The organism is Blautia sp. HCP3S3_C4 (assembly GCF_052064095.1).
In the GTDB taxonomy this organism is placed as follows: Bacteria; Bacillota; Clostridia; order Lachnospirales; family Lachnospiraceae; genus Blautia_A.
Map to the genome: position 1 here is coordinate 21,235 of NZ_JBQHWF010000001.1, position 26,247 is coordinate 47,481.

Below are 26,247 nucleotides of genomic sequence, written 5' to 3' on the forward strand. Positions count from 1 at the left end.
GGAGGATGTTATGGCGGAGAAGGTCATGAATCTGCATCTTCTGCTCTATGCAATGGCTGCCCTGGGTGGCCTGGGAGCGGCAGGGATGCTAACAACACATCTTACTTATCGAAGACTGATCAGAAAAAACACAGGGATAAAATCAAATCTCAAAGAGAAATGGATGAATTTATGGAGAACCAGGGACAGGCTTCTGAACAGGATGAATCGTATGGTATGGTATCCTTCCCTTTTCTGTACGGCTCTCCTGGTGACTGCGATTTCCCTTACTGCAACCGGTGCCGGACAGAAGGGGGTGCCTCTTGCCTATCTTTATGTAGGGGCAATTGTACCGGCAGCTCTTTTGCTGCTTCGCCAGGCTTTGGATTTTACCTATAAGGAGGAGCTTATTATGAATACACTTTCTGATTATGTGGAGCAGGTCAGGATCTGGACAGAGGAAACTCCGGCAGCAGGAAAGCCGGATGAGGCTTCCAGAGAAGAAATTGTAGAACATATTGCAGAGAGTATCCGGCAGACTGCGGCTGCAGGAAGCCATTTCAGCAGAATGCTTACTCCTGAGGAAGAGGAGATCATGAGAGAGATCATCCGGGAGTTTATGGATTGACAAAGAGGACGGTCTATTGACCGTCCTCTTCTATAACCTGGATCTCCAGATAATCAAAATCAATCTGTTCAATGAAGTTATCCTGATAAAATCTGGCTTTGTCATGTTTTTGGAAATCCTTGACAGTGGAATCCAGCCAGATAGGATTTTCCAGATCCATTTCATAACAGACGGATTCCAGCCCCCGGAATATTTTGTGGGTTCTGGTATCCTGGGAATCGTCACATATTACAGTATCTCTTAATAAACGGTTATCTTTCCATATTTTGCCCCATAAACGAAACATAATTTGCCTCCCTGATTCGGTTGTCTGCAGATAGTGATGAAAACAGTATAGAGGATTACAGGCAAAATGTAAAGAAACAGTAGACAGTAAAGGGAAGAAAAGCTATGGGAAACAGTATCGAAAACGATTAAGCTAAAGTTCGGATAAATAGTTGGAAAAAGCGAAAATAGTCAAAAAATATAAAAGGACAAGTTTCTTGTGAAAACAGGGAAAAGTAAAAATGCACAATAAAACGGGTTAAAAATATAGCGAATTATACGAAACGCATAATTTAAGCAAAATAAGCATTGACAAATTAGTAAAAGTGAGGTTTAATAAAGGAAAGAAAACGATTAAGTAAAACAAATTAAGAAAAACTTAATCGAAAGGTGTTTCGGAAATTGGATTTGAGAAGCACACACACCAAAAGGAACGAAATTATTTTAATTTTAAAAGGAGGACACACAATGAAGAAAAAAGTCATGGCAATTGCACTTGCAGCAGCAACAGTTGTATCAATGGTAGGCGTTACAGGCGTAAGCGCAGCTACAGAGGTTGCAAAGAATGATCTGGCTTACAAGGGTGAACTTGAGATCATGCATTACTCTACATCAGAGGAGTCTGAAGGAAACGGTGGATCTGATGGATTCCGTACAACTCTTGCAGCATGGCAGGAAGCTCATCCGGACATTACATTGAACGAAAATGTTCTTGCAAATGCAGAATACAAAACACAGATCGCTACATTGGCAGCAGCAGATAACCTTCCGGATGTATTCTTACTTCAGGGTATGAATACCAAGGCATGGGCTGAGCAGGGACTGGTTATGGATCTGACAGACACAATTAAAGCTTCTCCGTATTATGATAAATATGATCAGGATTACTTTACACCATTTAAGGTTGGCGATAAGCTTTATGGATATCCGGTACTGACAGGTGGTACTTGTACAGTAGTTATCTATGACAAGGCTATGTGGAAAGAAGCAGGATACGATACATTCCCATCTACATGGGAAGATGTTGAGAAAGCTTCCGAATATTTCCAGGAGCAGGGTATTGATACTGTTGCATTTGGTAATGGCGGAAAATGGCAGGCAAACAGCGACTTCCTTTCTACTTTAGGTGACAGATATACAGGTAAAGATTGGTTCCAGGGTCTGATTGACAACAGCGGTTCCAAATTTACTGACGAAGCATTTGTAAAAGCTCTGACAGAAACACAGCATCTGTTCACAGAAACCAAGATCTTCAACGAAGACTTCAACTCTGTAACAAACGAAGATGCACGTGAGTACTATATCTCCGGTGATGCAGCAGCATTTATCGGTGGTAACTGGGATGAATCCTATATCGCAGCAACTCTGAAAGAAAGCGATGAAGAGAAATACAACAACATCGGCTTTGCAGTTCTTCCACAGCCTGCAGATGCAACAGAGGATCCTGATTCTCAGAACATCGGTCTTGGATATGCAGTAGCAATCAATCCTAAGGTTGCTGACGATGCTGACAAATTAGCAGCAGCTATTGACCTTGCACAGGAACTTACAGGACCTGCATTCTCCTCTTATGTAGCAGAGAACTATGCACTTAGCGGATTAACAAAGACAGACGATGTTGACCTGAGCAAATTCGACCAGATTACACAGGACTTCTACAACTACTCTTATGTTGATACAACAAAATGCGAGATTTATGACTCCTACATCAACAGCGCTGTATGGGATGTTCTTAACACAGATCTTCAGACTATGATGAATGGTGATATGACTCCGGAAGATGTAGCAGCAAATGCTCAGAAAGCATACGAAGAGAACTATAAATAGATTATATAAATAAGAATATAAATCTATAAGCAATGACCGTTCTGCCCACTGCGGTGGGCGGAGCGGTTTTTGAGTGTAGAAAGGAGAGATGCAGCATATGTTGACGACAATTAAACCTAAAACCAAAACTCTTATTTTATATCTGTGCCTGCCAGTTGCAATGTTTATTTTTACGGTATTTGTTCCGCTGGTAACAGCTCTTGTATACAGCTTCTTTGAGTGGAAGGGAGGCCCTGTAAAAACCTTTAACGGACTTGCAAACTATGTTCAGCTGATCCATGATTCTACTTTCTGGCAGTCCTTTGGACATAATATTTATCTGGTAATCGCATGTATCATCGGACAGGTTGGCATTGCTTTCCTTCTGGTCCTGCTGGTTAATGCAAAAGCAACAAAATTAAAAGGTATGCACCGTACTTTCGGATTTTTCCCAAGTACGATCGCAGCTGTATGTATTGGTTTGATCTGGAACATGATCTATCATAATAAATATGGTCTGATCAACTGGTTCCTGAAAGCGATCGGACGTGCAGATCTGTGTCAGGTATGGCTGAATAATCCGAAAATCGTTATGCTTTGTGTAACAATTCCGCTGATCTGGCAGTACATAGGTTATTATATGGTAATTATTCTTTCCGCCATTGCTTCTATTGATACGGAAATTTTTGAAAGTGCTCAGATTGACGGAGCCAACGGACTTCAGACAGCATGGTATATTACCCTGCCATTGATCAAGAACACAATGCTTGTATGTATTACCCTTTGCGTAGCTGGTAATATGAAAGCTTTCGATAATATTTATGTTATGACAAAGGGCGGTCCGGGTACGGCATCCATGGTTATGGCAATGTACGGATACCAGGTTTCCTTTAGCCAGAGCAACATGGGCTATGGTAGCTGTATTTCAGTAGCAATCTTTGTACTGTCGTTGTTGGTAATCGGCGGTTCTCAGGCGTTGATCAAATATCTTACCAGGGAAAAGGAGGCGTAGGTTTATGAATTCAAGTGCAAATGTACCGGCAACTCACAAAGTGAGAAAAGGAATTGCAGCTGTGATCATAAATGCGGTCCTGCTTATTTTCTCCCTTTCCTGTATTTTCCCTATCGTGTGGATGATGTATTCCTCGCTGAAGGAAAAACGAGTATTTAATGCGGATATTATGGGGCTTCCAAAGGACCCTACTTTGATTAATTATATTAAAATCCTTTCTAATAAGGATTATCATCTGGGACAGTCTATGTTAAACAGTGTAAGAACTACAGGTGTATCTATTGTTCTTATTATTATATTCAGCTTTATTGTAGGCTATATTCTGGCGCGTGTTCATTTTAAACTGAACCGTGTACTGTATATCATGTTCCTGATGGGTATGCTGATTCCTATCCATTCTCTGCTGGTTCCTATCTATGTAGTATTCCAGAAATGCGGAATCAACAACAGATGGTTCACTTTGCTTCTTCCATATGTATCCTTTGGTCTCCCTATCGGTATTTTCCTGGTAGAGGGCTATGTGAAATCTATTCCGGTATCACTGGAAGAGGCTGCGGCAATTGACGGAAGTAACTTTACCCATACTTTATGGACGATTATTCTTCCAATCTGCCGCCCGATCCTTACAACGATTGCGATCATTCAGGTATTCAGCTGCTGGAACGAGTTCTCTTTCGCCCTGGTTCTGATCAAGGATGTAGGTCTTCAGACTGTACCGCTTGCATTGACACAGTTCAAGGGACAGTTTGCATCGGATTATCCGAAGCAGATGGCTGCCATGTTGATTACTATGGCGCCGGTAGTAATCCTGTATTTTGCATTTAGCAAGGAGATTATCAAAGGTATGGTATCAGGAGCTGTTAAAGGCTGATCTGCCACAGATCCTGTTATTCATATACTAATGCCAAGAGTCCCCTGGAAGGTGTGTGTAACTCCTTTCCGGGGGATTTCTTTATTGTTTGCTCCGTTCTCAGTAACAGGATTTCTTTTGTTTCGGATTGGTACTTGATTATTTGCTTCAGATAACCTATAATTAAGTTTAAATTTCTGCAAATTAGCGTATAAAAGCGTGCTTTCGGAGAAAGTCAGGAAAAGGAGGATATATTATGAAATTATATGATACCGGTGTTTACCTGCTGAATGGTAAGGAGATCGTACCGGAGACTGAGGCAAAGCTGTCTGTTTCCAGAGAAAAGGCAGCAGAGAATACGATTGCTTATTCAATCCTGAAATCCCACAATACTTCCGGAAATATGGAGAAACTTCAGATTAAATTTGATAAACTGACATCCCATGATATTACCTTTGTGGGAATTATTCAGACAGCCAGAGCATCCGGACTGGAGAAATTTCCTGTACCCTATGTGCTGACTAACTGTCATAATTCTCTTTGCGCAGTAGGCGGAACGATCAATGAGGATGACCATATGTTTGGACTTACCTGTGCCAAGAAGTATGGCGGCGTATATGTACCGCCTCATCAGGCTGTTATTCATCAGTTTGCAAGAGAGATGCTTGCAGCAGGAGGCAAAATGATCCTCGGTTCAGACAGCCATACACGTTATGGTGCGCTTGGAACCATGGCAATGGGAGAAGGAGGACCGGAGCTTGTGAAACAGCTTCTTTCCCAGACCTATGATATTAATATGCCGGGTGTAGTTGCTATTTATCTGAAGGGAGCACCCAGACTTGGTGTGGGACCTCAGGACGTTGCGCTGGCTATTATCGGTAAGGTTTTTGCCAATGGTTATGTGAAGAATAAGGTTATGGAGTTTGTAGGACCTGGTGTGGCAAATTTAAGCGCTGATTTCCGTATTGGTGTGGACGTTATGACTACAGAGACAACCTGCCTTTCTTCTATCTGGCAGACAGATGAGAAAATTCAGGAATTCTATGAGATCCACGGCAGAAGTGAGGATTATAAAGAGCTGAAACCAGGCGAAACTGCATATTATGATGGATGTGTGGAGATTGATCTGGGAGAAATCAAACCTATGATCGCAATGCCTTTCCATCCAAGTAATACATATACCATTGACGAGTTAAAAGCTAATCTGGATGATATTCTTGCAGATGTGGAGAAAAAAGCTCAGATAAGTCTGGATGGTAAGATACCATATACACTCAGAGATAAAGTGATTGATGGAAAACTGTATGTAGATCAGGGAATCATCGCCGGCTGCGCAGGCGGCGGATTTGAAAATATCTGTGCTGCAGCAGATATTCTGAAGGGCAAGAGCATTGGTGCGGATGCTTTTACATTAAGTGTTTATCCGGCAAGTACTCCAATTTATATGGAACTGGCAAAAAATGGTGTTCTGGCTAATCTGTTGGAAACAGGTGCTGTAGTTAAGACTGCTTTCTGCGGACCGTGCTTTGGGGCTGGTGACACACCTGCAAACAATGCGTTCAGCATTCGTCATACCACCAGAAATTTCCCGAACCGTGAAGGTTCTAAGATCCAGAATGGCCAGATTTCTTCTGTGGCACTTATGGATGCCCGCTCTATAGCTGCTACAGCTGCTAATAAGGGATTCCTTACTTCTGCTGAGGAATATGCCGGAGGATATACAGGTCAGAAATATTTCTTTGATAAGACTATTTATGAAAATCGTGTTTTTGACAGCAAGGGTGTAGCTGATCCGTCTGTAGAGATCCAGTTTGGTCCAAATATTAAGGACTGGCCAAAGATGTCTGCACTTCCGGAGAATCTTATTGTGAAGGTTGTTTCTGAGATTCATGATCCGGTTACTACCACAGATGAACTGATTCCTTCCGGTGAGACTTCTTCCTACCGTTCCAATCCTCTGGGACTGGCAGAATTTACCCTTTCCAGAAAGGATCCGGCTTATGTAGGCCGCGCCAAGGAAGTCCAGATTGCTCAGAAAGCAATTGAAGAGGGTAAATGTCCGGCTGAAGCACTTCCGGAGCTGAAACCGGTGATGGAAGTGATCAAGAAATCCTATCCGCAGGTCAGCAAAGAAAATCTGGGAGTTGGAAGTACCATTTTTGCTGTGAAACCTGGTGACGGTTCAGCCCGTGAACAGGCTGCCTCCTGTCAGAAAGTACTTGGAGGATGGGCAAATGTGGCAAATGAATATGCAACAAAGAGATATCGTTCGAATCTGATCAACTGGGGCATGCTTCCGTTTTTGATCCAGGAAGGAAAGCTTCCCTTTGTGAACGGGGATTACCTGTTTTTCCCGGAAATCCGTCAGGCTGTGGAGAATAAGGCTGATGTGATCAAAGGATATGTAGTCGGACAGGAAGGTCTGAAAGAATTTGAGGTGACTCTGGGCGAGCTTACAGATGATGAAAGAGAGATTATCCTTAAGGGATGTCTGATCAATTATAATCGTAAATAAATAATAAAGAAATGCAGTCGTTTGGGAAGCGGCTGCATTTCTGATTTTGCTGTTATTGTTCATAGGCAATATCCAGCAAAGCGTGTTGCTGAGAACGGAATGAACGGTAATATTTTGACAGAATCAAATCTTGGAAACTTAAAAAGTCAGAAAATTACGAGATAAATAGAAAAAATATAAAATTAATGAAAATAAAACAATAATAAGATAAAAAATATGAAAATAAATAGAAAAATGTATTGACAAATACGAAGCATGATGGTATTATAAGTTCATCAAAAAGAAACAGGAAATAAAATCTTAAAAAAGAAATTCATTCAATTCATAGTATAGATAAATGTTACAATGAAGAAGGATGAAATTATTTTAGAAGGGTTAGGTGATTCCGTTGGAAATGAATTTACAGACTTAATCAATATAAGAGTGGCAGATATCGCATTTCCTGCCAGAAAGACCGGATACATAAGATGATGAAACGGTTTTCCAACAAATGAAATTATTTTTCAGAATGGAATAGAATTTGTATCCAGAGTATTATAGAAGCGATAACTTATATTGAATAACTGTCACAGACCTGGTACAGAGATTTTGATAAATATGTAAAGAAATATTTATTAAAAGAGTATAACCCTTATCTCAATAGTTAGCCTGAAAGCTGAGTTTCAGGGAACAGATAGATTGAAGGTAAGAACGATACTTTGAGATGTATATCAGTAACTTTAGGATATAGATTGAAGCTTTGCATCAGAAGAATATCTTCCATATAATAATGGATTCAGATATTGAGTGTGAATTACGAAGGTACTTTTTCAAAATACTTTACATAGGATGACAGATTTCTTGAATTAAAATAGAAATATTGTATTTGAAAAACCTGGTTCGGATGAGATGATAAAGTATAAACACATAAACGGTTATGAATTTAAGAAGTTAAATTTATAATTGCTTATATAAAAGATGAAAAAGTGTATCCAGTATTTCCAATTTGTAATTATAATCCGTGAAATTATAATTAAAATCTATATAACTTTCTAAGTAAGACCAATGATTACATATCATTTGGATTATGAGCAGGAAATCAGAGAAGAATTTTAAGATTTGAAATTTAAAAATTGAATAGCGAATCTTGTAGAACAGTCTATAAATAATATAGAAAGAATACTAAGAGGAAAATAAATTGAATAACGAAGAACATTGAGGCGGTCATCATTTTTGAAATCTGGTAGAGTAAAAAGTGATGACCGTCTTTGAGTTTGCCTGAAAAAATCACGCCTGGCGTGGTTTTTTATTTTGCATGTTTTGCGGCAGACCATCTTGGAGTGAAACTGGCGTTGCGTGAAAATGAAGATTGAGGTATAATTTTTGGGATATTTACTGCTTTTATAAAGGAGATTATATATAGATGAAAGATGTGAGAGAATGTATCTTATATGAAGATAAGGATATCCTGGTCTGCCATAAGCCGGCAGGGATTGCAGTACAGAGTGGGCGTGTGGGGACCATGGATCTGGAAAGCCTGCTAAAGAATTATATTGCGCAAAAAAAAACGGGAAAGATACCTTATCTGGCTGTGATCCATCGATTGGATCAGCCGGTGGAAGGAGTGCTCGTGTTTGCTCTGAATCCGAAAGCGGCAGCGACTTTAAACAGACAGATGATGACGGGGGAGATTTCCAAAACTTATCTGGCGGTGACAGATGTGAAAAGGGAAAGTGTACTGCAAAAGGAAAGCACAGACACAAAGGAAGAGGAAAAAGTGCAGATGATATGCCTCACAGACTGGCTCTGCAAAGATAATAAAACGAACTCTTCTTCAGTGGTGCCTGCTGGTACAGCAGGTGGGAAGAAAGCAGTTTTATATTATAAGATTCTGGAAAGCAGGGAAGTACAGGGACAGAAACGCTGCATGGTACAGGTTCGGCTGGAAACAGGACGCCATCATCAGATCAGAGTACAGCTGTCACATGCAGGGATGCCCTTGGTGGGAGACCGTAAATATAATCCTGTGGAAAACAGCAGAGAAGCACTGGCCTTGTGTTCGGTACAGCTGGAGTTTACACATCCAGCATCAGGGAAAAAGATGAAATTTCAGGTTGCACCCACAGGAACGGTATTTCGTGAATTCTCCGTGAAAAAAATATAAAATCTCTGGACGAAAGATTTAAAATGTGTATAATATAAGGGATAAAATGTTAGCTTTATGTAAATGAATAAAGCCTGATTTTTCGGCTGTGTATAAGCAGTGAAACGGATGATTTACCCGCTCGGTTGTAGCGCGATAGAAAGAGGAGATTGATCATGAAGAAACCGATAGTAGCAGTGATCGGTATGACAGTGGCTTTGACAATGCTGTCAGGTTGCAGTAAGGATGAGGTTGAGGAGACTATCCAGCCATTGGTAGCAGATGCTATTGAGGAAGAGGATTCTGAGGCAGAGGCAGTGGAGGATGGAGATGGGAGTCCTCTGATTCCTGAAATTGACACCAGTGTGAAGATTCAGGCAGGTTCCAGAATTGCTGTTGTGAGCAAGTCCACAAAGGGAGAGTACTGGAAAATGGTAAAGAAAGGCATGGAGGACGCTGTGGCAGCCATCAATGATGCCTATGGTTATAAGAAGGATGATGCTATTACTATGACCTTTGAGGGACCGGATAATGAAGAGGATGTGGAGAGCGAAATCAACATTATTGACGCGGTAATTGCAGAGAATCCTGAAGTATTGTGCATTTCAGCAGGAGATATGGATTCCTGTCAGGCACAGCTTGAAGCAGCTCATGAGAATGGGATTCCGGTTATTGTTTTTGACTCTAATGTTTCTGAGAAGAAGCTGGTGCGGGCATATCGTGGTACAGATAATGTACAGGTAGGCAAGATGGCTGCATACAGGCTGGGAAGTGCGATTGGAAAGATGGGAAAGATAGCAATATTTTCTGCTCAGGAGAAAACAAAGAGTGTACAGGACAGAGTCCAGGGCTTCATGGATAATATCCGGAAATATGGAGATATTGAGGTAGTGGAGACCATTTATTCCGATCAGGTTGATGATATGGAAGCTGCAATGCAGGAGGTTCTGGAGAAATATCCAACACTGGACGGAGTGTTCTGCACCAATGCGGATATTACAGAGCTGTATCTGGAAATGGATAAAAGTACGGAAAGTGACAGTATTGCCCTGGTTGGTGTAGATGCCACTTCCAAACAGCAGGAGGCAATCAGAAAGGGAACAGAGATTGGCTGTGTTTCCCAGCAGCCTTATGCTATGGGATATCAGACGATCTGGGCGGCAGCAGAGACCACAGCACCCAGAAAGTCGGTGAAAATAGAGAAAAACGTGCTGACCAATCCGGCATGGATCGATGCATCTACTCTTGATGATCCGGAGAGCAGTGCATATCTTTATACAGATTAGAACTGGCAGTTTCCGGAGAGATTATGAATAAAAAATGATTATTGAGAATATCGGGTATTTACGGTAAGAGAAATATACAAAAGAGAAAGCATGAGAACAGAAGTGTACTGTTCTTGTGCTTTTTTTGCTTTCATTTGGTCACAAAAAATAAATATAATATGTTGAAATAATCACATGCATGATATAAATATAACAAAAAATAGTAAAATTATAATTAAATTTTGATAAAATTATACAGCTTTCTTGTAATTTTACATGCGATATGATAAAATTATGAACATAATCAGTGATCAGAGGAAAACAGGATTATATAAGTTTATAACTGAAAGGATATGGATGATTTGTAGTCATAAATAGGAGGAAAATTGGATAAAAAAGAGAATGGCATGAAGCAATGGTCAAAGATTATTAAAAATGTTACTATGTTGTCTCAGTTTAGCTTGTCTCTTATCACACCGCTTTTGCTGTGTCTGGCGTTCTGCTGGTTTCTTATTTCCCATACAGGTGTTGGCGGGTGGATTTTTATTCCGGGTTTCTTTTTTGGACTGGGAGGTTCTGGGACAGTAGCATATAAATTTTATCTTTCTATTAACAGACAGCAGAGAAAAGAGAGCAGAAAGAAGAAAAATAAAGTATCGTTCAACAGACATTTATAGTGGATGGAAGGGAGATTTATATGAGTATTATGGATAATGTTCAGCCAGTCGTAAAGAAAGAAACCGGAAGGGTGTCTGCCATTACCGGAATCGGACTGCTGATCATGTGGATTGTATTTGGAGTGCTGCATGCTTTTATGCCGCAGAAGGTACCCTTTGATTATACAGTATTTCTTGGAGGTGCGGCTGGAGGATGTGTGGCAGTCCTTAATTTCTTTTTAATGGGACTTGCAGTACAGAAAGCAGCTGCAGCAACAGATGAAGACACAGCAAGAATGAGGATCAAAGCCAGTTATTCACAGAGAATGATGATCCAGATGCTGTGGGTGATCATAGCCATTGTTGCTCCGTGCTTTCATTTTGTGGCAGGAATTGTTCCTCTTTTATTTCCGGGAACAGGAATTAAAATTGCAGGAATTTTTCATACTAAAAAGTAGTCATTAAAACGAATTACAAATATCTGTTGTTATTAAACCGGAAAACAGTACCGGGGCAGACAGGAGGTGAATAATAGTATGGAACTGGATATTACAGGGGCAAGGATATTCTTTACATTGCCCATTGATGTGCCTTTTCTCGGGCCATTAAGGATCAGCGAGACAATGGTCATAAGCTGGCTGGTTATGATACTTATAACTGGTTTGTGTATCTGGCTGACACATGATCTGAAAGAAGAGAACATTTCCAAACGTCAGGCTGTGGCAGAGCTCATTGTAGAGAAAGCCAACAGCTTTGTAATCGGAAATATGGGTGAGAAATTCAGATATCTGATACCATTTGTTGCAGCACTTTTTGCAACCAGCGTGGTTTCCAACCTGATCAGTCTGATCGGACTTCGAAGCCCTACAGCAGACCTTTCTACAGAGGCTGCCTGGGCAGTTGTGGTTTTCATTATGATCACAGCGCAGAAGATAAAGACCAGCGGATTTGGCGGCTATCTGAAAGGATTTACAACCCCGATCGCAGTTATGACACCGTTTAATATTCTTTCCGAGCTGGCTACACCTGTCAGTATGGCCTGTCGTCATTTCGGAAATATCCTTTCCGGTGTGGTAATCAATGGCCTGATCTATGGGGCACTGGCAGTTGCAAGCTCCGCACTTTTGGGACTGATCCCGGGTGCACTGGGAAATATACTGTCAAAGATACCGATTCTTGATGTGGGTATACCTGCGATCACGTCGGTCTATTTTGACTGGTTCTCGGGAGTTATGCAGGCGTTTATCTTCTGTATGCTGACTGTAATGTACATTGCAAATGCAGCAGAAGAGTAGCAGAAACATGATTTGCCGGAGCAAAACGGCAGCGGTGGTAACCGCAAAGAATGCTGAAATACAGCAGAAAAATTAATACCGCAGCAAAGGGGAAAAAGCTGCAGATTATTATTTAACAGGAGGGTTTTATTATGGATTTTCAGTTATTGGCAAAAGGTATCGCATTAGCAGGATGTGCAATTGGAGCAGGATGTGCGCTGATCGCAGGTATCGGACCTGGTATTGGTGAAGGTAACGCAGTAGCAAAGGCGCTGGAAGCAATCGGACGCCAGCCTGAGTGCAAGGGTGATGTTACTTCTACCATGCTTCTTGGATGTGCCATCGCAGAGACAACAGGTATCTATGGTTTCGTAACCGGTCTGCTGCTTATTTTCGTTGCACCTGGTATGTTCATGAACTTCCTGAGCTGATAGGCATTTTAGACTAGTATAGACAGGAGGTTACAAACATGCAGGTACAGGAATTAGTTGGAATTGTGCCGTGGAATTTTATAGCGACGATTTGCAACCTTTTTATTCAGGTATATCTGATCAAACGTTTCCTCTTCAAGCCCATCAATGAGATGCTGGAAAAGCGTAAAGCAAAAGCTGATGCCCAGATCCAGGATGCAGTGAAGGCAAAGGAAGAAGCCCAGGCAATGAAGGCAGAATATGAAAAGAATATGCAGGAAGCCAAGAATAAGGCAAATGACATTGTGATGACAGCGCAGAAAACAGCCGCTATCCAGAGTGAAGAGATGCTTAAGGAGGCTTCCAGTCAGGTAACTGCCATGAAAGAGAAGGCAGAGAAAGACATTGCACAGGAGAAACGTAAGGCAGTCAACGAGATCAAGGGAGAAATCGGCGGTATGGCTGTTGAGATTGCCGGAAAAGTGATCGAGCGCGAAATTAGTGAAGAGGATCATGCAAAACTGATTGATGAGTTTATTGAGAATGTAGGTGAGGCATCATGACAAAAACTGCCAGAGTTTACGGCGGAAGTCTGTATGACCTTGCCGCTGAAGAAAAGCTGGATGGACAGATTATGGAGCAGATGATCGCGATCAGACAGATTTTTCGAGAAAATCCGGGATATCTGAAATTGCTGGGAGAACCAGCGATTCCTGAAGACGAGAGACTTAAGATGATTGAAGAGGCTTTCGGAGGGCAGGCAGAGAGATATCTGGTGAATTTCCTGAAATTATTGTGTGAACGCAAGATTCTGAGAGAGTTTGCCGGATGCTGCGAAGAGTTTATCGGACGCTACAACAGTGCACATGGAATTGCGGAGGCAGTGGTTACCAGTGCAGTGAAGCTCAGTGAGACTCAGATGGAAGCTCTGAAAGCGAAGCTTGAGAAGCTAAGCGGAAAGAAAGTGTATCTGGTTCAGAAAACAGATGCATCCGTGCTTGGTGGACTTCGCGTGGAACTGGAGGGCGTGCAGCTCGACGGTACCGTACAGAGCCGTATTTCCGGTATTTCAAAGAAACTGAATGAATTGGTAGTATAAAAATTTAAGAGATTAAAGGATGGAATGGAAACATGCAATTAAAACCTGAGGAAATATCCAAGGTCATCCGAAGCCAGATAAAATATTACGAAAATGCCATTCAACAGAACGAGACAGGTACGATCCTTATGGTTGGTGACGGTATTGCCAGAGCCAGCGGACTGGTAAACTGCATGTCAGGAGAGCTTCTGGAATTTGAGGACGGAAGCCTCGGTATGGCACAGAACCTGGAGGAGAACAGTGTCTCCATCGTAATCTTTGGTTCAGATGAGAACATTGGTGAGGGTCAGACCGTAAAGCGTACAGGCAAGGTGGTGTCTGTACCTGTAGGCGACGCCATGGTTGGACGTGTTGTAAATGCACTGGGACAGCCAATTGACGGAGCAGGCCCGATTGATACAAAAGAATTCCGGCCGATTGAGAGTAAGGCACCGGGAATCTGTGAGAGAAGATCTGTATATCAGCCTCTCCAGACCGGTATCAAAGCAATCGACTCCATGATCCCCATTGGACGTGGACAGCGAGAACTGATTATTGGTGATCGTCAGACCGGTAAAACCACAATTGCCACAGATACCATTATTAACCAGAAGGGAAAAGATGTGATCTGTATTTATGTAGCCATCGGACAGAAGCGTTCCACAGTAGCTACATTAGTAGAGAACCTGACCAGAAACGGCGCAATGGATTATACTATCGTTGTGGCAGCTACAGCATCTGAGTCAAGCCCGCTGCAGTATATCGCACCCTATTCCGGATGTGCAATGGGTGAATACTTTATGAATAAGGGAAAAGATGTGTTGATCATCTATGATGATTTAAGTAAGCATGCAGTTGCATACCGTGCACTTTCCCTGCTGATCCGTCGTCCACCCGGACGTGAGGCATATCCGGGTGACGTTTTCTATCTGCATTCCAGACTTCTGGAACGTGCAGCGAAGCTGGATGATGAACATGGCGGCGGCTCTATGACAGCACTGCCGATCATTGAAACACAGGCAGGTGACGTATCTGCCTATATTCCTACTAACGTTATTTCTATTACAGACGGACAGATATTCCTGGAGACAGAGTTATTCCATTCAGGAATCATGCCTGCTGTAAACCCGGGTATCTCCGTATCACGAGTTGGTGGTGATGCGCAGATTAAGGCAATGAAGAAGGTAGCAGGAACACTGAAGCTGATCTATTCCCAGTACCGTGAACTGCAGAGCTTTGCACAGTTTGGTTCTGATCTGGATGCTGATACAAAGGCACGTCTGGAACAGGGCGCACGTATTGTGGAAGTTCTGAAACAGAACCAGAATGCACCGGTTCCTGTAGAGAAACAGGTTGCAATCCTTTATGCGGTTACAAAGGGTGTTCTGGAATCAGTAAAAGTTGAAGACGTAAATGTATATGAATCAGGATTATATACCTATCTGGATACAGATGCAGCAGGCGTAGAGGTTATGCAGGAGATCCGCTCAACAGGTAAGCTGGAGCAGGAAACAGAGCAGAAGCTTCGCAGCGTACTGGATGCGTATACAGAGAACTTCCTGAATACAAGACCTGAGAAATAAAGTGATTAGGAGGGTATCGTATGGCTTCGAATATGAAAGCGGTAAAGCTGCGTATCAAGAGTGTACAGAGTACCATGCAGATTACCAAGGCCATGGAGCTTGTAGCATCCTCCAAACTGCGTAAGGCAAAGGAACGTGCAGAGGTATGCCGTCCGTACTTTACAGAACTTCATGAGACATTGAAAGAGATTGCAAGGGAGAATACAGATTTCTCATCCATTTATGCGAAAGAGTCTTCCAACAATAAAACCTGCTATGTAGTGATCGCAGGTGACAGAGGATTGGCAGGCGGATATAATGCAAACCTTTTCAAATGTCTGGAGGCTTCTGCTGAAGGTAAGGACTACATGGTTCTGCCGGTTGGAAAGAAAGCAGTAGAATATTTCCGACAGAGAGGGCTTGAAGCTCTGACAGAACAGTTTGCAGAAGTGGGGAATATTTCTGTGGCGGACTGTTTTGAGATGGCAAATATGCTCTGCACGGAATTTCGAAAAGGAACCTTTGGCCATATTGAATTATGCTATACTGTTTTTAATTCCATGCTTTCTCAGCAGCCGGAGGTATTTTCCATGCTTCCTATGACTGATATCAGAGAGGAAAGCGGCGGTAAGATAGAGACGAAGAATCTGATTCTCTACGAACCGGACGGAGAGACAGTATTTGATGCCATTGTTCCGGAATATCTGGCAGGCCTGGTTTATGGCGGTATCTGTGAAAGTATTGCAAGTGAACTGGCAGCCAGACGTATGGCTATGGACGCAGCTACAAGTAATGCGGAAGAGATGATCGATCAGCTCAACCTTTATTACAACAGAGCACGTCAGGCAAGCATCACGCAGGAAATCACGGAGATTGTTGCAGGTGCAGAAGGTCTTTAATATAATTTCCAACAGATAGGAGATTACTAACATGAGTGAAAAACACATTGGCGAGGTAGTGCAGGTTATCGGTCCGGTACTGGATATCCGCTTTGCGCACGATGAACTGCCGCCTCTTCTCAATGCCATAGAGATTGATAATGATGGCGCAAAGCTGGTTGCCGAGGTTGCACAGCAGATCGGTGATGATGTGGTAAGATGTATTGCCATGAATTCTACTGACGGACTGGTGCGCGGTGCCAAAGCTCTGGATACAGGTGGTCCAATTTCCGTTCCTGTAGGTGAGGAATGCCTGGGACGAGTATTTAACCTTCTGGGTGATCCGGTAGATAATCTTCCGGCACCGGAGGCAAAGGAACGCTGGTCTATCCATCGTCAGGCTCCTTCTTATGAAGAACAGATGCCTGCAACAGAAATCCTGGAGACAGGTATTAAGGTCGTTGATCTGATCTGCCCTTATGCAAAGGGTGGTAAGATCGGTCTTTTCGGTGGTGCAGGTGTAGGAAAAACAGTTCTTATCATGGAGCTGATCCACAACGTAGCAACTGCACACGGCGGACTTTCCGTTTTTACAGGTGTAGGAGAGCGTACACGTGAGGGAAATGATCTTTACAATGAAATGAAAGAAAGTGGAGTTATCGACAAGACTGCTCTGGTTTACGGTCAGATGAACGAGCCGCCCGGAGCACGTATGAGAGTTGGACTTTCCGGACTTACCATGGCGGAATACTTCCGCGATGAGAAGAACCAGGATGTGCTCCTCTTTATTGACAATATTTTCCGTTTTACACAGGCAGGTTCCGAGGTGTCTGCGCTTCTGGGACGTATGCCTTCAGCCGTAGGCTATCAGCCTACACTGGCAACTGAAATGGGTAATCTGCAGGAACGAATTACTTCCACAAGAAAGGGTTCCATCACATCTGTACAGGCGGTATATGTGCCTGCCGATGACCTGACTGACCCGGCTCCTGCAACTACATTCTCACATCTGGATGCAACAACTGTACTTTCCCGTGAGATCTCCAGCCAGGGTATTTATCCGGCCGTTGATCCTCTGGATTCCACAAGCCGTATCCTTTCCCCTGAGATCGTAGGGACAGAGCATTATGAGATTGCCAGATCAGTACAGAGGGTTCTTCAGCGTTACAAAGAGCTTCAGGATATCATTGCCATTATGGGTATGGACGAGTTGTCAGAGGAAGACAAACGTACTGTAAGCCGTGCACGTAAGGTTCAGAGATTCCTGTCACAGAGCTTCTCCGTAGCAGAGCAGTTCACAGGTATGCCTGGTAAATATGTTCCTCTGAAGGAGACGCTGAGAGGATTCAGGATGATCCTGAACGGTGAGTGTGATGACATTCCTGAGAGTTATTTCCTGTTTGTGGGAACCATCGATGAAGTGTTTGAAAAAGCCAAGAATCAGTAAAGGGGGAAATGTCCTATGAGTACTTTCCCGTTGAGAATCGGAACACTGGACGGACTGCTCTTTGAAGGCAATGTGGAGCGTGTGATCTGCAGAACTGTCAGTGGTGATCTGGCTATTCTTGCCAGACACTGTAATTACTGTACTGCCCTGGGAATGGGTGAAGCCAGTGTGGTAATGGAAGATGGAAGCAGACGGACCGCAGCCTGTATTGGCGGGATGCTTTCTGTTATGAATGGAAAGTGCCGTGTCCTTGCAACTACCTGGGAGTGGAAAGAGGATATTGATGAGCAGCGCGCACAGGAAGCTAAGAAAAGAGCTGAGGAGATGATCGCCAAAGGTGGTTTGACTGATCATGATTATAAGGTTGCGGAGGCTAAACTGCAGAGGGCGTTGGTGCGTTTGAGTGTGAAGAGCTGAGAAAATAAGAGTTATTAAAAGACTGACAGGGAATCCGGGAGGGGAGACTGTCGGTCTTTTTTTGTTTGTGATATGGGTTTTGGGGGATATAGTGGGAAGAATTTGAGGGACGCATAGAAAAGGGACGCATAGAAAAATAATTTATTTCATGTGCGGTTTCGGACATTAAGATATTCTAAGCTGCTCAAAATCTGATAAAGGCATGAGAAAAATGCCACAAACTCGCTTCGCTCAGACAGTGTGTCATTTTTCTCATAACGCAGATTTTGACCAGCTAAGAATATTTAAATATCCTGCAAATGCACATGAAATAAATTATTTTTCTATGCTGGTGGTTGGATCTTTCAAATACACTGGCAGGGGACTTATTTGATTCGGTTAAAAAGATGAAACATAGTACATTGTCATACATTGACACTTTACCATGATGAGGTTAAAATAAGGATAGATTATGCGACTGTAAGGGAAAGTGGGCAGTTGCGATATTATTTTGAATTTCGGTGGTTTGCTGCCGGGATTATTTGGACAGGAGCGAATATGTTATGATAGCAGAAAAAATGAAACCTTATGTAAAAAATAATTCAGCCATCCGTATGATGTTTGAGGAGGGAAATCGTCTCAGAGCCATTTACGGTGCGGACAAAGTTTATGATTTCAGTCTTGGGAATCCCAGTGTTCCGGCACCGGAGTGTGTGAAGGAGGCTATTATTGATCTGGTGAACGAAGTGGAGCCTACAGTGCTTCATGGTTATATGAGTAATGCAGGATTTGAGGATGTGCGCCAGACGATAGCGGAATCTTTGAACCGCCGTTTTGGGACAAAGTTTGCGGCGAAGAATCTGATTATGACGGTTGGAGCAGCCAGCGGTCTGAATGTGATTTTCAAGACGATTCTGAATCCTGAGGAAGAAGTGATTGTTTTTGCACCATATTTTCTGGAATATGGTGCATATGTGCGCAATTTTGATGGCAAGCTTGTGGAAATCTCTCCGGATACAACCACATTCCAGCCGAATCTTGAGGAGTTTGAGCAGAAGATTACGGCAAAGACAAGGGCAGTGATCGTAAATACACCTCACAACCCCACTGGTGTTGTATATTCTGAAGAAACCATTAAGAAGCTAGCTGCAATTCTTGAGAAAAAACAGCAGGAATTTGGCAGTGTAATTTACCTGATTTCTGACGAGCCATACAGAGAGCTGGCTTATGATGGTGTAGAAGTTCCATATCTGACAAAATATTACGATAATACTATTGTTGGCTATTCTTACAGTAAATCTCTGTCCCTTCCGGGAGAGCGTATCGGTTATCTGGTAATTCCGGATGAAGCAGATGGCAGTGAAGAACTTATTACTGCTGCGGCTATTGCCAACCGTACCATCGGATGTGTCAACGCCCCATCCCTGATGCAGAAGGTGATTGCCAAATGTGTAGATGCAGAAGTGGATGTAGCTGCATATGACAAGAATCGTCTGGCATTGTACAACGGTTTGAAGGAATGCGGATTCGAGTGTATCAAACCCCAGGGAGCATTCTACCTCTTTGTGAAATCCCCGGTAGCAGATGAAAAGGCGTTCTGCGAAGCTGGAAAGAAGTATAATATTCTCATGGTTCCGGGAAGTTCTTTCGCCTGCCCGGGTTATGTGAGACTGGCTTACTGTGTATCTTATGATACAATCATCAATTCCCTGCCGGAGTTTAAGAAACTGGCAGAGGAGTTTGGGCTGTGAAAACGGCGGGGATTGACATTGGGACAACAACGATAAGTGGTGTTGTTCTGGAAAATGAGGAAAACGGACAGGCAAAGATTCTTCCTCGGAGCAGCAATGAGCAGTCTGCCAAAGCCGGCTTAATGATTAATCGAAGGAGGGTCATGTTCTTATGAAAAATGCAAAAAAATTCCGGAAGAATATGCCAAAAAGTATTTTGATAAGTTTGTGAAAAAAACATTGATAATACTACATAGACTAATACTACGGCTATAGAGAAGGGAATTAATTTCTCCAAGGTATTGCAGGATGCAGTGAAAAAGAAACTATGCCGCTTGAATGACTGATATCTGAATTTGCATGAAAATAGAGTTAAGATAATGAAAAATTTTTTTGGGGGATAAAACCATGGATGTTAGTTTGTTAGAAGAAATGGATTTTGACAATGTGAATATTGACTGGGAATTTATTGAGACGATTTTAAAAGAACTTCCTTCCAATATTTATTTCAAAGATACTCAGTGCAGATATCTGTTTTGTACTCATTATTGGAATCATATTGTTCACGATGATACAGAAGCATGGAGTATTCGCGGAAAAACGGATATGGAGATTCGAAAGGACAAAGAAAATGCGCGAAAGGCATATGAAGAGGATAAAAAACTTCTCAAAACCGGAATAGGATGTAAATATGTTATAGAAACCTGTATAGATGGTGTGACAGAGTTCCTTGAAATTATCAAAAACCCGGTAAAAAATAAAGACGGCAGAATCATCGGCATTGTTGGACTGATAAATATTGTTACTGACAGGATAAAGCTTCAGAAGCAACTGGAAGCATATGCACAGACGGATATCATGACAGGGCTTTTTAACAGACGTTATCTGGAGTATTGGGAAGAAAATGAAATAAAGCCACAGTATTTTCCAATCAGTATCATAGCAGCCGACTGCGATGGATTAAAGCATACCAATGATACGTACGGACACCATGTTGGCGATGAAATGATCAGGTCTGCAGCGCAGCTGTTAAAAGATGTGCTGGCAGATCAGGCAGTAATGTTCCGCATGGGAGGAGATGAGTTTCTGATGATATTGAACAATACAGATGAAATACAGGTACAGAATATAGTAGACAGATTAAGAGAAAAAATAAAGCAGACCTACGTAAAAGGAATTCCGCTTAGCATTTCTTTTGGAGTCTGTACCATGAAAGACATGATAACAGATATAGAAAATGCAATTTACATTGCAGATAAACGGATGTATAGAGAAAAAAAAGAAAAAAGCGTGTTAAAACAGTAAAAAAGATGTAACTGTTCAGAAACTCCGGAATACAGAGTATCTTGCCATGATAGGCAGAGGAATTGCATAGCTAAAAGATGGTAAAGGCCAGGAACATGAATTGATAAAGTCTATTGAGCGTGACGGTCTGCTTGAGGGAATAGGAAAACCGGTAATTTCTCCGGTGCTGAACAGGTAAACTCAATGATTGATTGAATGAGGGCATATTCTTTTATTGTCCGATTTATTGTATATTATTTTCCGGCATGCTCCGATATGTTTTGGGGCATGCCGGAAAATTTTATGAAAATTGCAAGAAAATGGAAGAAAAAAGTGAGAGTATTTTTAACGCTATGGAAAAAATGTGATTTTTGAAAAAACAAAGATTGTAATAATGCCTCGAACGTGACATAATAAGAATGGAAAAGTAAAGGGCAGGTTAAATTCTGATTAGAGACAGGTAAAGTAACCTGCTTACATTATGCGCCGATTTCCTGGGATGAGGATGGAAATCAGGCAGACGACAAAGGAGAAAATAATGGGAATTTTTTCAATGATATTGTCATTGCTGAGTGGAGTGGCATTATTTCTGTTTGGTATGTCATTGATGGGCGATGGCCTGAAAATGGTTGCCGGAAATAAGCTGGAAGCTTTCCTGTATCGAATGACAAACACACCGCTGAAGGGAGTTGCTCTGGGTACTGGTGTTACCAGCGTGATCCAGTCTTCTTCTGCCACAACTGTTATGGTCATTGGTTTCGTTAACTCAGGTATGATGAAGCTGAAGCAGGCCATCGGTATTATCATGGGAGCTAACATTGGAACCAGTATTACCGGGTGGATTCTCTGTCTTTCTTATATTGATGGAAAGAATGGAATTGCTAAAATTTTATCCACTGCAACAATTACAGCAGTAGTAGCGATTATTGGTATTATCCTTCGCATGGCATGTAAGCGCTCCGTGCATAAAAATATCGGTAATATCATGCTTGGTTTTGCAATCCTGATGACAGGTATGCAGACAATGAGTGGTGCTGTTTCACCGCTGAAAGACAGCCCGACCTTTACAAATATGCTGACCATGTTTTCCAATCCTCTGATTGGTATTTTGGTAGGTATCGCATTTACCGCAGTGCTGCAGAGCGCATCTGCCACAGTCGGTGTACTGCAGGCGTTATCTGTAACAGGTATCTTGACATTTTCCAGTGCATTTCCAATCGTTCTTGGTATCGGTGTAGGTGCGGCCTGTCCGGTCCTGATCTCAGCTATCGGTGCTAATAAAAATGGTAAACGTACAGCACTTGTTTACCTGATCAACGACCTGTTTGGCCTGATACTCTGGTCTGTGATCTTCTATACAGTAAATGCTATCGTACATTTCGGATTTATGGATATGATCATGTCACCGGTTTCCATTGCTTTACTGAATACTGTATTCCGTGTAGCAACAGTATGTGTTCTCTTCCCATTCATACCGAAGATTGAACAGCTGGTGTGCTGGCTTGTGAAGGACAGTGCAGAGGAACTGGAGGACGAGGCAGACTTCGACCTTCTGGAAGAACGTCTTCTGAATTATCCTGCACTTGCGATTGGACAGTGCCATCGTGCCATGAGTGGTATGGCAAAGAAGCTTCGTAAGAATGTTAACCGTGCCATGAACCTTCTGAACGAATATCAGCAGGATAAATTTGACAAGGTACAGAGAAAAGAGAACCTGATCGATAAATATGAGAGCCGTCTTGGTGACTATCTGATGAAGCTGACAAAGCATGAGATGAACAGTGCCCAGACAAAGCAGGCTTCACTTTATCTTCATACCATTAACGACTTCGAGAGAATCGGTGACCATGCATCCTACATTGCATATATGTCCAGTGAAATGCATGATAATCACACCAATTTCTCACAGGAAGCCTGGGATGAGCTGAATGTAGTAATGGAAGCAGTTCGTGAGGAAATCAATCTTACCTGCCGTGCATTCCTCAATGATGACAAGGAAATGGCACAGAGAGTTGCACCGCTTGGAATGATTATCACATCCTTATGCAATGAGCTAAAGATGCATCATGTAGAGCGTCTGAGTAATGGCAATTGCGGACTGGAAGAGGGAACTGTATATACAGACATTCTCAACAGCTTCAACCGTATTGCAGCACATTGTGCAAGTGCAATGGTAGCTCTCCTTAAGAGTGGAGACGAGAATCCGGATATGCATATCCATGATTCCAAGATTTACCCATCTGACAGCGTGGAATATTATACATACTTCAAGGAATATCGCCAGAAGTATGAAATCGTAAAGAACGAGGAACACATGCGAAGCATGGAACCGGAAGAGGTAGAATAATACTTTTATACTACAAAGCAATAAATATATATGATATAATGACAGCAGATGATCTGGAAACAGATGTCTGCTGTTTTTTCGTTATAGTTGTCAGCAGGCTGGATTGTTTTTGCAAACACAACAACCCCAAAGGAGGAAGCAATTATGTTATTCGACAGCAGAACAGTTTATCTCGGTGCATCCAGGGACAAATATGAGCAGTATTGTAAAGCCTTAGATTCAGAGAAAATCAAATACAAAACAAAGAGAGTTAACCACGAAGAAAAAATGATAGCCCCGGGCAGGGGAACTGCCCGCAGCATGGGTGGGAACTTCGGAACAGATAAAACATTGTATGAAATCATGGTCGGAGAGAAAGATTACGACAATGCAATGGGGATTCTGACAGCACTGAAGTAGACGGAACCTATCCTGAAGAAGAAAGTATGCAAAAAAGTGTGCAATATAACGGAAATCCTGGAGGTGTTTTGTGGAAGAATGTGGGGAGTTTCGCCATGGAGAAGACTTTCCCGCTCTGCTGAACTGTCTTAAATGCATTATTTACGAGGACTGCAAGCTCCTTCTGATAAACTGCGAAGCAGTTATTCGGTTATGAGTAAGTAGCGAAGCGGATTGCGAATATCCGCTTGACCTAACATTGCCTCATCTATCAAGGTGAGGCAATTGCATATCCGGGCATATCGCTCAAATATCCATAATTGTATATGTAAAATCGGATAACGAATCATACTTGACAGAAGCTTACGTGGGAGATATAATTAACTCAAACGGAAACGTTTCGGTTTTGGAAATGCTTCCTGCATTTATAGTAATCAGAACAAAAAATATACATCATTAATTATGAGGAGGAAATCATTATGCCACTTGTAACATCAAAAGAAATGCTGGACAAGGCTCAGAAAGGCGGTTATGCAGTAGGTGCATTTAATGCGGAGAATATGGAGATGGTGAAAGCAATCATCCAGGCTGCAGAGGAACTGAAAGCGCCGGTTATGATTCAGACAACACCATCTACAGTGAAATATGGAACAGTAGAAACCTATGCGGCGATCGTTGCAGCAGAGGCTGAGAAAGCATCTGTTCCGGTATGTATGCATCTGGATCACGGAAGCAGCTTTGAACTTGCTATGCAGGCAATGCATGCAGGTTATACTTCTGTTATGATCGATGGTTCCAAGCTGGATTTTGAGGCTAATATTGCAGAGACAAAACGTGTGGCAGATGTTGCAAAAGCACTGGATATTCCATGCGAAGCTGAGCTTGGCAAGGTTGGTGGCAAAGAGGATGATCTGGAGGCTGAGGCAGACACAAATACAGATCCTCAGGAGGCAAAGGAGTTCGTTGAACGTACAGGAGTTACTTCTCTTGCTGTTGCTATCGGAACTGCACATGGCTTCTATGTAGGAACTCCCGTTCTTGATAAGGAACGTCTCAGTGAGATCCGCCAGGTTGTAGATATTCCGCTTGTACTTCACGGTGCATCTGGTTTAAGTGATGAGGATGTCAGGGACTGTGTAAAACGTGGTATCTGTAAAGTGAATTTTGCTACAGAGCTTCGCGCAGCATATTCCAAGGCAGTCAAAGAGCTTCTTGCAGAAAAACCAGACACCATTGACCCGAAAGCATATGGAAAAACTGCTATTGCAGCAGTGAAGGAACTGGTAATGGCAAGAATGAAGGTCTGCGGATGCGACGGCAAGGCAGAGAAATAAAATGGCGGCAACAATGAAAGATATAGCCAGACTGACAGGACTTGGTCTGGCTACAATCTCTTCCTATTTTAACGGAGGAAACGTCAGAGAAAAAAACAGAGTAAAGATTGAAAAAGCTATTGAGGAACTCCATTATGAGGTCAATGAAGTTGCCAGAGGGCTTAAGACAAATGCGACAAAGACCATAGGAGTTGTAATTCCGGAGTTGAATAATATATTCTGTGCCGAGATTATAACAGGGATGGAAGATATTCTCAGAAGTCACGGTTATGCAACCATCGTCTGTGATTGTCGTACAGATAAGAAGCTGGAGCAGGAGGCAGTGGAGTTCCTGATCCGCCGCAGGGTGGATGGAATCATTAATATGCCGGTGGATGAAACAGGGGCACATCTGAAGAGATTTCAGAAAACAGGCAAGCCGATCGTGCTGATAGACCGTAAGATTCAGGGAATTCCCTGTGACAGTGTTCTGGTGGATAACAAAAAAGCAGCAGAGGATGCGATGCAGCTTTTTATAGAAAAAGGGCATAGAAAAATTGGAATCATAGGTGGCCCTGAGGGGATTTTTACAGCAGAGGAACGTCTGGAAGGATATTACACAGCTCTTAAAAAAGCTGGAATTCCCATAAAAAATTCACTGGTATATCGTGGTGACTATACGATCCAGGGAGGTGTCAAAGGCCTGGAAGAGCTTGTCCGGGAGAATCCGGATATGACAGCGGTTTTTGTGACCAACTATGAAATGACAATGGGTGCAATGATCGGAGTCAATGAGTTGGGAATACAGATTCCAGAGCAGCTTTCTATGATAGGGTTTGATAATCTTCAGTTTGCAAGGGCGTGCCGTCCCAAGCTGACGATTGTATCACAGCCCACCGACAGGATTGCCAAAGAGATTGCAAGGATTATTCTGGAGCATCTTGAAAAGAAAGAAGAAAGATCTGAGAAACCTTTTATGGAGAAACTTCAGACAGAGATTATGGAAGGAAAATCTGTAAGTATTCTGAACAGATAAAATAGAATCATGGGAGC

The 26,247-nt window shown here is 42.4% G+C and carries 26 protein-coding genes; 25 read left to right on the forward strand and 1 reads right to left on the reverse strand.

The window, feature by feature from the left end; genetic code table 11:
- Positions 1-10: 10 nt before the first annotated feature.
- Positions 11-607: a hypothetical protein gene (locus ACTNC6_RS00125; RefSeq protein WP_044997334.1), complete on the forward strand. Its 597-nt coding sequence runs from the start codon at positions 11-13 to the stop codon at positions 605-607.
- A 13-nt stretch (positions 608-620) separates the two neighbouring features.
- On the opposite strand, the gene ACTNC6_RS00130 is transcribed toward ACTNC6_RS00125, so the two are convergent.
- Positions 621-893 (reverse strand): hypothetical protein, encoded by a 273-nt coding sequence (locus ACTNC6_RS00130; RefSeq protein ID WP_441033576.1) that lies wholly within the window; start codon positions 891-893, stop codon positions 621-623.
- A gap of 446 nt (positions 894-1,339) precedes the next feature.
- Between ACTNC6_RS00130 and ACTNC6_RS00135 the strand changes: the two genes are divergently transcribed.
- The 24 genes from ACTNC6_RS00135 to ACTNC6_RS00250 all read left to right on the forward strand — a co-directional run bounded on the left by ACTNC6_RS00135 (position 1,340) and on the right by ACTNC6_RS00250 (position 26,230).
- Positions 1,340-2,698 (forward strand): ABC transporter substrate-binding protein, encoded by a 1,359-nt coding sequence (locus ACTNC6_RS00135; protein ID WP_441042919.1) that lies wholly within the window; start codon positions 1,340-1,342, stop codon positions 2,696-2,698.
- A gap of 97 nt (positions 2,699-2,795) precedes the next feature.
- The gene (locus ACTNC6_RS00140) at positions 2,796-3,689 is read left to right on the forward strand and encodes a carbohydrate ABC transporter permease (protein WP_433844811.1); all 894 of its coding nucleotides are present in this window, start codon (positions 2,796-2,798) and stop codon (positions 3,687-3,689) included.
- A gap of 4 nt (positions 3,690-3,693) precedes the next feature.
- Positions 3,694-4,560: a carbohydrate ABC transporter permease gene (locus tag ACTNC6_RS00145; protein WP_173743286.1), complete on the forward strand. Its 867-nt coding sequence runs from the start codon at positions 3,694-3,696 to the stop codon at positions 4,558-4,560.
- Between the two features lie 235 nt (positions 4,561-4,795).
- Positions 4,796-7,054 carry a hydratase gene (locus tag ACTNC6_RS00150; protein WP_441042920.1) on the forward strand — a complete coding sequence of 753 codons (2,259 nt, stop codon included), beginning with the start codon at positions 4,796-4,798 and terminating at the stop codon, positions 7,052-7,054.
- Positions 7,055-7,399: 345 nt separating this feature from the next.
- A complete protein-coding gene (locus tag ACTNC6_RS00155) occupies positions 7,400-7,525 on the forward strand; it encodes a hypothetical protein (protein ID WP_019162986.1) in 126 nt (41 codons plus the stop codon).
- A 931-nt stretch (positions 7,526-8,456) separates the two neighbouring features.
- Positions 8,457-9,197 carry an RluA family pseudouridine synthase gene (locus ACTNC6_RS00160; RefSeq protein ID WP_441042921.1) on the forward strand — a complete coding sequence of 247 codons (741 nt, stop codon included), beginning with the start codon at positions 8,457-8,459 and terminating at the stop codon, positions 9,195-9,197.
- Between the two features lie 155 nt (positions 9,198-9,352).
- On the forward strand, positions 9,353-10,462 hold the full coding sequence (locus ACTNC6_RS00165; RefSeq protein ID WP_441033589.1) for a substrate-binding domain-containing protein: 1,110 nt from the start codon (positions 9,353-9,355) through the stop codon (positions 10,460-10,462).
- A gap of 365 nt (positions 10,463-10,827) precedes the next feature.
- Positions 10,828-11,118 (forward strand): AtpZ/AtpI family protein, encoded by a 291-nt coding sequence (locus ACTNC6_RS00170; RefSeq protein ID WP_243874012.1) that lies wholly within the window; start codon positions 10,828-10,830, stop codon positions 11,116-11,118.
- A 20-nt stretch (positions 11,119-11,138) separates the two neighbouring features.
- Positions 11,139-11,555 carry an ATP synthase subunit I gene (locus tag ACTNC6_RS00175; RefSeq protein ID WP_173743282.1) on the forward strand — a complete coding sequence of 139 codons (417 nt, stop codon included), beginning with the start codon at positions 11,139-11,141 and terminating at the stop codon, positions 11,553-11,555.
- A 78-nt stretch (positions 11,556-11,633) separates the two neighbouring features.
- Complete coding sequence (locus ACTNC6_RS00180; protein ID WP_303242250.1) at positions 11,634-12,392, forward strand: F0F1 ATP synthase subunit A; 759 nt, start codon at positions 11,634-11,636, stop codon at positions 12,390-12,392.
- A 128-nt stretch (positions 12,393-12,520) separates the two neighbouring features.
- The gene (atpE, locus tag ACTNC6_RS00185) at positions 12,521-12,802 is read left to right on the forward strand and encodes an ATP synthase F0 subunit C (RefSeq protein ID WP_173743323.1); all 282 of its coding nucleotides are present in this window, start codon (positions 12,521-12,523) and stop codon (positions 12,800-12,802) included.
- Positions 12,803-12,840: 38 nt separating this feature from the next.
- Entirely contained in the window at positions 12,841-13,344 is a 504-nt protein-coding gene (gene atpF, locus ACTNC6_RS00190) for a F0F1 ATP synthase subunit B (RefSeq protein WP_019162980.1), read from the forward strand.
- Positions 13,341-13,880 (forward strand): ATP synthase F1 subunit delta, encoded by a 540-nt coding sequence (gene atpH, locus ACTNC6_RS00195; RefSeq protein ID WP_441033597.1) that lies wholly within the window; start codon positions 13,341-13,343, stop codon positions 13,878-13,880. Before atpF ends, atpH begins: the two co-directional genes overlap by 4 nt.
- A 32-nt stretch (positions 13,881-13,912) precedes the next feature.
- On the forward strand, positions 13,913-15,442 hold the full coding sequence (atpA, locus tag ACTNC6_RS00200) for a F0F1 ATP synthase subunit alpha (protein WP_441042922.1): 1,530 nt from the start codon (positions 13,913-13,915) through the stop codon (positions 15,440-15,442).
- 20 nt (positions 15,443-15,462) lie between these two features.
- A complete protein-coding gene (gene atpG, locus ACTNC6_RS00205) occupies positions 15,463-16,320 on the forward strand; it encodes an ATP synthase F1 subunit gamma (RefSeq protein WP_173743280.1) in 858 nt (285 codons plus the stop codon).
- Positions 16,321-16,351: 31 nt separating this feature from the next.
- Positions 16,352-17,746: a F0F1 ATP synthase subunit beta gene (atpD, locus tag ACTNC6_RS00210; RefSeq protein WP_173743279.1), complete on the forward strand. Its 1,395-nt coding sequence runs from the start codon at positions 16,352-16,354 to the stop codon at positions 17,744-17,746.
- A gap of 15 nt (positions 17,747-17,761) precedes the next feature.
- Entirely contained in the window at positions 17,762-18,163 is a 402-nt protein-coding gene (gene atpC, locus ACTNC6_RS00215; protein ID WP_173743278.1) for an ATP synthase F1 subunit epsilon, read from the forward strand.
- Positions 18,164-18,705: 542 nt separating this feature from the next.
- A complete protein-coding gene (locus ACTNC6_RS00220; RefSeq protein WP_173681049.1) occupies positions 18,706-19,893 on the forward strand; it encodes a pyridoxal phosphate-dependent aminotransferase in 1,188 nt (395 codons plus the stop codon).
- Positions 19,890-20,048 carry a hypothetical protein gene (locus ACTNC6_RS00225; protein WP_441042923.1) on the forward strand — a complete coding sequence of 53 codons (159 nt, stop codon included), beginning with the start codon at positions 19,890-19,892 and terminating at the stop codon, positions 20,046-20,048. The genes ACTNC6_RS00220 and ACTNC6_RS00225 overlap by 4 nt, the downstream gene beginning before the upstream one ends.
- 232 nt (positions 20,049-20,280) lie before the next feature.
- On the forward strand, positions 20,281-21,177 hold the full coding sequence (locus ACTNC6_RS00230; RefSeq protein WP_441033606.1) for a diguanylate cyclase: 897 nt from the start codon (positions 20,281-20,283) through the stop codon (positions 21,175-21,177).
- Between the two features lie 517 nt (positions 21,178-21,694).
- Complete coding sequence (locus ACTNC6_RS00235; protein ID WP_441033607.1) at positions 21,695-23,503, forward strand: Na/Pi cotransporter family protein; 1,809 nt, start codon at positions 21,695-21,697, stop codon at positions 23,501-23,503.
- A gap of 144 nt (positions 23,504-23,647) precedes the next feature.
- Complete coding sequence (locus ACTNC6_RS00240; protein ID WP_025579283.1) at positions 23,648-23,902, forward strand: hypothetical protein; 255 nt, start codon at positions 23,648-23,650, stop codon at positions 23,900-23,902.
- A gap of 458 nt (positions 23,903-24,360) precedes the next feature.
- The gene (locus tag ACTNC6_RS00245; protein WP_441033610.1) at positions 24,361-25,215 is read left to right on the forward strand and encodes a class II fructose-bisphosphate aldolase; all 855 of its coding nucleotides are present in this window, start codon (positions 24,361-24,363) and stop codon (positions 25,213-25,215) included.
- A 1-nt stretch (position 25,216) separates the two neighbouring features.
- Positions 25,217-26,230 (forward strand): LacI family DNA-binding transcriptional regulator, encoded by a 1,014-nt coding sequence (locus ACTNC6_RS00250; RefSeq protein ID WP_441033613.1) that lies wholly within the window; start codon positions 25,217-25,219, stop codon positions 26,228-26,230.
- Positions 26,231-26,247: the final 17 nt, after the last annotated feature.